Source organism: Methanotorris formicicus Mc-S-70 (assembly GCF_000243455.1).
Taxonomy (GTDB): domain Archaea; phylum AGJL01; class Methanococci; order Methanococcales; family Methanococcaceae; genus Methanotorris; species Methanotorris formicicus.
On the sequence record NZ_AGJL01000064.1, the window covers coordinates 1 to 7,942 of the forward strand.

At 33.1% G+C, this 7,942-nt stretch carries 13 protein-coding genes and 1 pseudogene; 13 read left to right on the plus strand and 1 reads right to left on the minus strand.

Annotation, left to right across the window (positions count from 1 at the left end; genetic code table 11):
- From METFODRAFT_RS08645 to METFODRAFT_RS08705, 13 genes and pseudogenes are all read left to right on the plus strand, one after another.
- A pseudogene (locus METFODRAFT_RS08645) lies at window positions 1-362 on the plus strand (IS701 family transposase); the annotation flags it as partial.
- A 144-nt stretch (window positions 363-506) separates the two neighbouring features.
- Window positions 507-1,094, plus strand: coding sequence for a CoB--CoM heterodisulfide reductase subunit C (gene hdrC, locus METFODRAFT_RS08650; RefSeq protein WP_007045218.1), 588 nt, complete (start codon window positions 507-509; stop codon window positions 1,092-1,094).
- Between the two features lie 8 nt (window positions 1,095-1,102).
- Window positions 1,103-1,981 carry a CoB--CoM heterodisulfide reductase subunit B gene (gene hdrB / locus METFODRAFT_RS08655; protein ID WP_007045219.1) on the plus strand — a complete coding sequence of 293 codons (879 nt, stop codon included), beginning with the start codon at window positions 1,103-1,105 and terminating at the stop codon, window positions 1,979-1,981.
- A 10-nt stretch (window positions 1,982-1,991) separates the two neighbouring features.
- Window positions 1,992-2,306, plus strand: a complete 315-nt coding sequence (locus METFODRAFT_RS08660; protein ID WP_007045220.1) for a carboxymuconolactone decarboxylase family protein — start codon at window positions 1,992-1,994, stop codon at window positions 2,304-2,306.
- A gap of 30 nt (window positions 2,307-2,336) precedes the next feature.
- Window positions 2,337-2,687, plus strand: a complete 351-nt coding sequence (locus METFODRAFT_RS08665) for a class II SORL domain-containing protein (RefSeq protein ID WP_007045221.1) — start codon at window positions 2,337-2,339, stop codon at window positions 2,685-2,687.
- 22 nt (window positions 2,688-2,709) lie between these two features.
- Entirely contained in the window at window positions 2,710-2,865 is a 156-nt protein-coding gene (locus tag METFODRAFT_RS08670) for a rubredoxin (protein WP_007045222.1), read from the plus strand.
- A 10-nt stretch (window positions 2,866-2,875) separates the two neighbouring features.
- Window positions 2,876-3,157: an MTH865 family protein gene (locus tag METFODRAFT_RS08675; protein ID WP_007045223.1), complete on the plus strand. Its 282-nt coding sequence runs from the start codon at window positions 2,876-2,878 to the stop codon at window positions 3,155-3,157.
- 17 nt (window positions 3,158-3,174) lie between these two features.
- Window positions 3,175-3,360: a rubredoxin-like domain-containing protein gene (locus METFODRAFT_RS08680; protein WP_007045224.1), complete on the plus strand. Its 186-nt coding sequence runs from the start codon at window positions 3,175-3,177 to the stop codon at window positions 3,358-3,360.
- Between the two features lie 65 nt (window positions 3,361-3,425).
- Window positions 3,426-4,094 (plus strand): peroxiredoxin, encoded by a 669-nt coding sequence (locus METFODRAFT_RS08685; protein WP_007045225.1) that lies wholly within the window; start codon window positions 3,426-3,428, stop codon window positions 4,092-4,094.
- 37 nt (window positions 4,095-4,131) lie between these two features.
- Window positions 4,132-4,719, plus strand: a complete 588-nt coding sequence (gene rbr / locus METFODRAFT_RS08690; protein ID WP_007045226.1) for a rubrerythrin — start codon at window positions 4,132-4,134, stop codon at window positions 4,717-4,719.
- A 13-nt stretch (window positions 4,720-4,732) separates the two neighbouring features.
- The gene (locus METFODRAFT_RS08695; RefSeq protein WP_007045227.1) at window positions 4,733-5,083 is read left to right on the plus strand and encodes a DsrE family protein; all 351 of its coding nucleotides are present in this window, start codon (window positions 4,733-4,735) and stop codon (window positions 5,081-5,083) included.
- Between the two features lie 39 nt (window positions 5,084-5,122).
- Window positions 5,123-6,289 (plus strand): FprA family A-type flavoprotein, encoded by a 1,167-nt coding sequence (locus METFODRAFT_RS08700; RefSeq protein ID WP_007045228.1) that lies wholly within the window; start codon window positions 5,123-5,125, stop codon window positions 6,287-6,289.
- A gap of 94 nt (window positions 6,290-6,383) precedes the next feature.
- A complete protein-coding gene (locus METFODRAFT_RS08705) occupies window positions 6,384-6,566 on the plus strand; it encodes a heavy-metal-associated domain-containing protein (RefSeq protein WP_007045229.1) in 183 nt (60 codons plus the stop codon).
- Here the strand turns inward: METFODRAFT_RS08705 and METFODRAFT_RS08710 are convergent.
- Window positions 6,549-7,883 (minus strand): RNA-guided endonuclease TnpB family protein, encoded by a 1,335-nt coding sequence (locus METFODRAFT_RS08710; RefSeq protein ID WP_007045230.1) that lies wholly within the window; start codon window positions 7,881-7,883, stop codon window positions 6,549-6,551. The genes METFODRAFT_RS08705 and METFODRAFT_RS08710 overlap by 18 nt on opposite strands.
- Window positions 7,884-7,942 lie beyond the last annotated feature (59 nt).

Below are 7,942 nucleotides of genomic sequence, written 5' to 3' on the forward strand. Positions count from 1 at the left end.
ATCTAAGGAAAGTAGGATATGTCAAACTCTTCTGCCTTTACAAAAACGGAAAGGCAGTATATTATATAACGAATAACCTATTTATGAGTTCGGAGAATTCAAGAGGTCAAAACGCCTCTTGGAGAATCGAAGAGTTCCACAGAGGAGTTAAACAGTGCTGCAATATTGGAAATTTCTTCGTTAGAAAAAGATTTCCAGTATTAGGACATATTTCGTTAGCTATGAGGGCTTTCTTTATTTTAGAGAAAATTAGAATCGATAAAAAGATTACTTGGTATGAGTTTAGAAGAGAACTAAATCGAATAGCCGTTGGGAATGCCATAATCTCTTTATGTAAAGAAACTGGTTTATTGTTAATCTAAGTATTTAAATGTATTTGCGAAAGTCCTATAAAATTTATATGGATTTTGTACTCTTTCATAATACATTTTAAATACTTATTATAGGCATTCGCATAAAAAGATATATATACATTTAAATACAAAATTTATATTGGAGGTGGGGGTATGATTTTGAAATCTGAGGAGGATTTTGATAACAATTTTGTAAATGAAATTATTGAAACTGGAAAAGGTATTTTAGGGGAGGAGCACGTTGCTTCTTTTAAAGCATGTTACCAATGCGGAACATGCACTGGAAGTTGTCCAAGTGGTAGAATAACTGCCTTTAAAACAAGGAAGTTAATAAAATACGCTCAATTTGGAATGAGAAAGTATGCAATAGAAAGTGAAGATTTATGGATGTGCACAACATGCTATGAATGCTATGAAAGATGCCCAAGAGAAGTAAAAATCACAGATATAATTAAAGTGATTAGGAATATTGCAGCAAGGGAGGGGAAGATGGCAAAAGCCCATAGAATGACCGCATTGTATGTATTTAAAACTGGGCATGCCGTTCCAATTAATGAAGAAACAAAAAAAGCAAGAAAGTTAATTGGATTAAATGAGGTTCCTCCAACAACACACAAATATCCTGAAGTTTTGGAGGTTGTAAGGAGAATTATGAAGGATATGAAATTTTGCGATATTGTGGGAATATGCACAGATACTGCAGAATTAAAGCCAGTTGAATGGAAAGATATGTCCGAATAGGTGATTTTATGGAATTTACCTTTTTCTTGGGGTGTATTGCACCAAACAGATATCCGGGGATTGAAGCGGCAACAATTAAGGCATTAAAGATGCTTGGGATAGAAGTAGTTGATATGGAGGGGGCGAGTTGTTGCCCTGCACCTGGGGTTTTTGGGTCCTTTGATTTAAAAACCTGGCTTGCATTGGCGGCAAGGAATTTGTGCATTGCAGAAGAGATGGGCATGGATATAATAACAATATGTAATGGATGCTATGGCTCGTTATTTGAAGCAAACCACATTCTTCAAGAGAATAAAGAAGCAAGAGACATGGTAAATGAAGTTTTATCAAAATATGGGTTGGAATACAAAGGAACTGTTAAAGTTAGACATCTCCCAGAAGTTCCCTATTACGATTTGGGCGTTGATGCAATAAGAGAGAATGTAAAAAAGCCTCTCAATATAAATGTTGCAGTTCATTATGGTTGCCACTACTTAAAACCAACTGATATAAAGCATTTGGAAGGTTCTGAAAGACCAAAATCATTGGATGAACTTGTTGAAGCACTTGGGGCTAAGTCAATACCATATGGGGATAAAAATATGTGCTGTGGAGCAGGAGGGGGTGTTAGAGCAAGAAATCTCGATGTTGCATTGGAAATGACCGATACCAAATTAAGATATATGAAAGAGGCTGGAGCAGATTGTGTTACAGAAGTTTGTCCATTCTGCCACTTACAATTTGATAGGGGGCAGATTGAGATAAAGGAGAACTTTGGTAGGGAATATAATATCCCAGTAATACATTATTCCCAACTATTAGGACTTGCTATGGGTATGTCACCAAAGGATGTTGCTTTGGATTTGCATTTCATATCAATTGAACCATTAATTAAAAAACTTGGATAAAGGTGATAAAATGAAAAATGAAATGTTCTTCGGAGAGGGGATGAAGATTGTTAAAGAGAAATATCCAGATTTGTATGAGGCAATTGTTAAGTTAAACGAGGCTACATTCACTGGGAAAGTTTTGGATTACAAAACTCAAAAACTTATAGCAATAGGGATTGTTGCTTCAAAATGTGATGATATTGCAACAGAAAAGCAGATGTTGAGTGGGATGAAAGAACTCGGCATTACAAAAGAAGAGATTGCAGATGTTTTAAGAGTTGTTCTATTAACAAGTGGAATGCCAGCATTCACAAAGGCAATGAAAATCTTAGAGAAACTCTAAATCAATTTTTAATTTTTTAGGGGGGAAAGTATGAACTATTTCTGTGGAATAAATAGAATGAAAGAAGGGACTGATTTTGAGAAAAAACATACACCATTCATAGAATGTCCCGATGTTGTTAAAGGCGATGAATATTTTGAAGTTAAAATAACAACTGGTATTCCTCACCCTATGGAGGATGGGCATTTTATCCAGTGGATTGAGTTGTTTATGTCCAACATTTATTTAGCAAGGGTTGATCTTACCCAATTCATGAAACCAGAGGTAAAGTTGGTGGTAAAAGCCCCTTCAAAGGGTCATGATAAATTCACCCTCAGAGTTCTTATGAGGTGTAATTTGCATGGCATTTGGGAATATGAGAAAGAGGTCAAGATTGAATAAAGTAATAAAGGAGGGATAGGGGATGGATAAGTATCAATGTATGTGTGGATGGATTTACGATCCAGAAATTGGAGAACCTTCTCAAAATATAAAACCAGGCACACCATTTGAAAATCTACCAAATACATTCAAATGTCCGCAGTGTGGATTGGGAAAAAATGCATTTAGAAAAATTTAAGGTGATAAAAATGATAACAACAAATCATCCTTTATATGAGGCATTGAAAGACATCCAAGATTTTAAATTAAGATTAGTGGAGTTCTTTAAGGATAAAGACGTATTTCCAATAAAAAGTAAGGTAGAACTTGCCAATGCATTGCCATGTGGATTGCCATTACCATGTGGGGAGGTGGAGGCAGGAGAATTGGTAAAACTACTAACTGACAATGATTTTCCAATAAAAGACGCTGAAGATTTGGCAATGAAATTGGCAAATAAATGCCTAATTGAGAAGGAAAAAATGAATTAATGGGTTAAGGTGGGAACATGACATGGTGGAAATGTTCCAACTGCGGATATTTATTTGAGGCAGAGACAATTCCTGAAAAGTGCCCAAATTGTGGGGAAAAATGTACTTTTTATGATGTAACCTGCTACACACCAGAATGTGGATGTCAAGGTTATGACCCAAAATTAGTTGCGAGAAAGCCAGATGAGGAAAGCAAATTCTAATTTCATAAATTTTTATTTTATTTTTATCTTTTCTTCACAAAATAAAATATAGGGGAGGGGTAGTTATGTGTGAAAGAAAAATACCCGTTATTGGAGAGAAGTTTCCAGAAGTAGAAGTTAAAACAACCCATGGAACTATTAAACTGCCAGATTATTATATAGAGAGAGGAAAGTGGTTTGTTTTATTTAGCCATCCTGCTGACTTCACCCCAGTTTGCACAACAGAGTTTGTAGGATTCCAAAAGAGATACGATGAGTTTAGAAAACTAAATACTGAATTAATTGGGTTAAGTATTGACCAAGTTTTCTCTCATCTAAAATGGGTCGAGTGGATAAAAGAAAAATTAAATGTAGAAATTGAGTTTCCAATTATAGCAGACGATAGGGGAGAATTGGCAGAGAAATTAGGAATGATAAGCCCATATAAAGGAAATAATACAGTTAGGGCAGTGTTTGTTGTAGATAATAAGGGAATAATTAGGGCTATCCTCTACTACCCTCAAGAAGTTGGTAGAAACTTAGATGAAATCGTAAGATTAGTTAATGCTCTCCAAGTTTCAGATGATAAAAATGTTGCTATGCCAGCAAACTGGCCAGAGAATGATATAATTGGAGATAAAGTTATAATACCACCAGCATCATCAATAGATGAGATAAAGCAGAGAAAAGAAGCATCTAAAAAAGGAGAAATTGAGTGCTTGGATTGGTGGTTCTGCTACAAAAAATTGGAATAAATAAATTTAAACAAACCTTTTAAATTTGGTGTAAATTATGAAAGAAACCATTGTAAATTTGATAAAAGCATATATTGGGGAGAGTTTAGCAAGAAACAGATATACCTGCTATGCAAAAATTGCAAAGCAAGAGGGGTATGAGCAGATAGCAGAGATATTTTTATTAACTGCTGAGAATGAGAGAGAACATGCTAAATGGCTATACTATTTAATAACTGAACTAAAAAAGAAATACAACATTAATGAAGATTCAATAAAAGTTGATGATGTGGAAGTTCCAATTGTTTTAGGAAATACTGCTGAAAATTTAAAATCAGCGATTGAAGGAGAGCATTTTGAACATACAGAGATGTATCCAAAGTTTGCTGAAATTGCAGAGAAAGAAGGGTTGAAAGAAATAGCCAATAGGTTGAGAGCTATAGCGATAGCTGAAAAACATCATGAAGAGAGATTTAAAAAACTATTAAAAGAGATTGAAAATGACACTGTATTTAAGAAAGATAAAGCAGTGGAATGGGTTTGTAGAAAATGCGGTTATGTCCATTTAGGAGAGGAACCACCAGAAGAATGTCCATCTTGTAGCCATCCAAAGAAATACTTTGAAGTTAAATGTGAAAAATACTAATTGGGGGAGAAATATGAAAGTTGCATTCTTAATTTTCTCATATTTAAATAAAGATAAGCCAAATATGCCAGTGATGTTCCACACGTTGTTGTTTGCAAATGAGATGAAGGAAAAAGGGGATGAGGTAAAGATTATATTAGAGGGAGAGGCAGTTTTATGGGCAAAAGATTTGTTAAGTGAAAATCACCCATTAAAAAACCACTTTGAAAAATTAAAAGATGATTTTGTAGTTTGTGAGGCATGTGCAACTATGTTTAATATTAAAGATGAAATCGATGGAAAATTAAAGTTAGAAAATGATTTATTTGGGCATATAAGCTTAAAGAAATACTTAGATGAGGGTTATAGAGTAATTGAACTCTAAATTAATTCTTTTTTAAATTTTTATTTTTAAGGTGGTATTATGGTAGTTGAAATAAAGAAGGATATCTTTTGGGTTGGTGTAATTGATTGGGAAATTAGGAATTTTCATGGCTATATAACACCAAACGGTTCAACCTATAACTCCTATCTAATAAAAGATAAAGAAAATGTACTCATCGATACTGCAAAGGATTATATGCTTAATGAATTAATAAATGGAATCTCAAATATAATAAATCCAAAAGATATTGATTATTTGATTGTTAATCACGTAGAGAAAGACCACAGCGGTTGTGTTGATAAAATAGTTGAGATTAGTGGAGCAACAGTTATAACAAACGAAAAAGGGAAAGAAAGCCTATCCTATCATTATGATACAAAAGGTTGGGATTTTATTGTTGTAGATAGTGGAGATGAGATAAGCATTGGAAACAGAACTCTAAAATTTATAAAAACCCCAATGCTCCACTGGCCAGATAATATGGTAACTTACTGCAAAGAAGAGAAAATTTTATTCTCAAATGATGCGTTTGGACAGCATATAGCAAGTTCTGAAAGGTTTGATTATGAAATTGGAGATGAGGTTTTTGAATATGCAAAGGAATATTTTGCAAACATACTCATGCCTTATAAGATGCTCATCCCTAACGCAATAAATTCCTTAAAAGATTTGGAAATAGAGCTTATATGTCCATCTCATGGGATTATATGGAAAGAGAAAATAAATGAAATAATAAAAAGATATCTGGATTGGTCAAGTGATAAAGTAGAAAATAAGGCAGTTATTGCCTATGACACAATGTATAGCTCAACTAAAAAGATGGCTTATGCTATTGCTGATGGATTGATGGAAAAAGAGGTTGAAGTAAAGATTTATAGAATCTCAGAGACACCGTTGAATGTAATTATGAGAGAGATTTTAGATGCGAAATATGTTTTAATTGGCTCGCCAACTTTGAACCAGAATCTCTACCCAGAGGTTGCAAAGTTTTTATCATATATGGAAGGCTTAAAGCCAACTAATAAAATAGGAGTTGCCTTTGGTTCTTATGGTTGGATGGAAATGGCTACTGAAAAAATAAAAGAAGTATTCAAAAGATTAAACTTTGAAATCGTTGATGATGAATGTCTAAAAGTTAAATTTGTCCCAAAAGAAGAGGACTTAAAAAAATGTTATGAGTTTGGACTTAGGTTAGGGAATATATAGTTTTTATTTGGGTAATTTTATATTTTAATTTTGTGTTGTTATTTTTGCTTTATTTAAAATTTAAAAGATGATTCTTTTTTATGAGGGGGATAAAATGAAGGAATTAAAATTAAAAATAGAGGGAATGAGTTGTGATATGTGTGTAAATACCATAAAAAGACTTTTGTCAGAGTTAGATGGAATTATAGATGTTGATATAAACTTAGAAGAAGGAATTGGGGTTCTCCAAACGTGGTCAAATATAAACAGTTATAGACATTTAACTAACTTTTATTAAATATTTTCCATTATAATCTACGGAATAGACCATCAGAGGAAAACCTTCGGTTTGAACAAAATCCTTCGGATTTTGTAGCTCGAACCTTCGGTTCGATTTCCTTACTGGAAGCTTCGCTTCCACGTTTGGATTGGACGTCATCAGTTTCCCAAAGGAAACCTCTGCCCCTGTCGTGGTAACCCCCGAGCCACCCATAATTTTTTTAATTTTTCCTAAGCCCCTTTTAAAAATATTTAAACAACCAACTAATTGTCGATTAAAAGAGTTTAAACAATTAGAGCAATAAACGACCTGTCCTTCTTGGGACTCCATTTTACTCCCGCATATAGGACAGGTTGTTGAAGTATAAGCAGGATTAACTAAGATAACAATCGTTTTATAGCTTATCTTTTCAATTATACCGCTCCAATTCGCTCTATCTATCTTTCTATTAAAGAGTTTATTTTTATACATTCCTCTTTTATTCAAATCTTCGACGACAAAAATCGCATCGGGAAACATTCGAGATAACTGCGTTGTAAGTTTGTGTAAAAAATCTTTAACTCTGTTTTTTCTCCTTTCGAATAATCTCTCTATCTTTCTCAAAGCTCTTAAAGGACATTTTTTAATCAGTTTTTTAAGCCCATCAATCTTTTTATCATAAACCTCTTTAATTCGATGCAACTCGGTTAAGTCAATCCTAATCCATCCCTCTATCGGATGGAATATATCTAAAGATTTTAAATTACAATCCACTCCAACGATTATCTCCTTATCTGAATAGTTTAGATTATCTTTGAAGGTTAAAAATGCTTCATTTTCCTTTAGAATTATTTCTCCGATTGTTAAATCTCTAACCTTATCAAAAAACCATTCATCTTTTATGTTTAATGTTAGGTAGTCCTTTCTCGGTTTTATTGTTATTCTTATTATGCCTTTTTCCTTATCGTATTTTATTAGGGTTGTTTTAACTCTAACAAATAGTCGCTTTACTATCGGTTTTGTTTTAGTTCTATAGCCCTTTTTATAGTTCGAAGCCCAACTTTCTAAGATTGAATACGCTGTCTTAATAATCCCATCGATGTAATGAGAAGCGTAATTCCAATTTTCTAAAAGTTCGTTTCTTAAATTTCTTTTAAATTCATTCGATTTCGGTAGTTTTGGAATGTCTTTTTTAATGTATTCAATATTTTTCCAAATTATATCTATGCACTCGTTTAATTTATCCCTACATTCGATTAAGAAGGTTTTAATTGGATAGTTATGCCTAACCTTATAAGACAAAACGATTTGATAACTCAATTCTTGGTTATTTTTTGATTTTGTTTTATTGGACATAATAATCGTTTGTTATTTTTATTTAATGTTTTGTAATGCCATGTATTTAAAGATTTCTT

Coding starts and splice junctions, on each gene's coding strand:
- hdrC (WP_007045218.1), top strand. CDS start 507: ATGATTTTGAAATCTGAGGAGGATTTTGATAACAATTTTGTAAATGAA.
- hdrB (WP_007045219.1), top strand. CDS start 1,103: ATGGAATTTACCTTTTTCTTGGGGTGTATTGCACCAAACAGATATCCG.
- METFODRAFT_RS08660 (WP_007045220.1), top strand. CDS start 1,992: ATGAAAAATGAAATGTTCTTCGGAGAGGGGATGAAGATTGTTAAAGAG.
- METFODRAFT_RS08665 (WP_007045221.1), top strand. CDS start 2,337: ATGAACTATTTCTGTGGAATAAATAGAATGAAAGAAGGGACTGATTTT.
- METFODRAFT_RS08670 (WP_007045222.1), top strand. CDS start 2,710: ATGGATAAGTATCAATGTATGTGTGGATGGATTTACGATCCAGAAATT.
- METFODRAFT_RS08675 (WP_007045223.1), top strand. CDS start 2,876: ATGATAACAACAAATCATCCTTTATATGAGGCATTGAAAGACATCCAA.
- METFODRAFT_RS08680 (WP_007045224.1), top strand. CDS start 3,175: ATGACATGGTGGAAATGTTCCAACTGCGGATATTTATTTGAGGCAGAG.
- METFODRAFT_RS08685 (WP_007045225.1), top strand. CDS start 3,426: ATGTGTGAAAGAAAAATACCCGTTATTGGAGAGAAGTTTCCAGAAGTA.
- rbr (WP_007045226.1), top strand. CDS start 4,132: ATGAAAGAAACCATTGTAAATTTGATAAAAGCATATATTGGGGAGAGT.
- METFODRAFT_RS08695 (WP_007045227.1), top strand. CDS start 4,733: ATGAAAGTTGCATTCTTAATTTTCTCATATTTAAATAAAGATAAGCCA.
- METFODRAFT_RS08700 (WP_007045228.1), top strand. CDS start 5,123: ATGGTAGTTGAAATAAAGAAGGATATCTTTTGGGTTGGTGTAATTGAT.
- METFODRAFT_RS08705 (WP_007045229.1), top strand. CDS start 6,384: ATGAAGGAATTAAAATTAAAAATAGAGGGAATGAGTTGTGATATGTGT.
- METFODRAFT_RS08710 (WP_007045230.1), bottom strand. CDS start 7,883: ATGTCCAATAAAACAAAATCAAAAAATAACCAAGAATTGAGTTATCAA.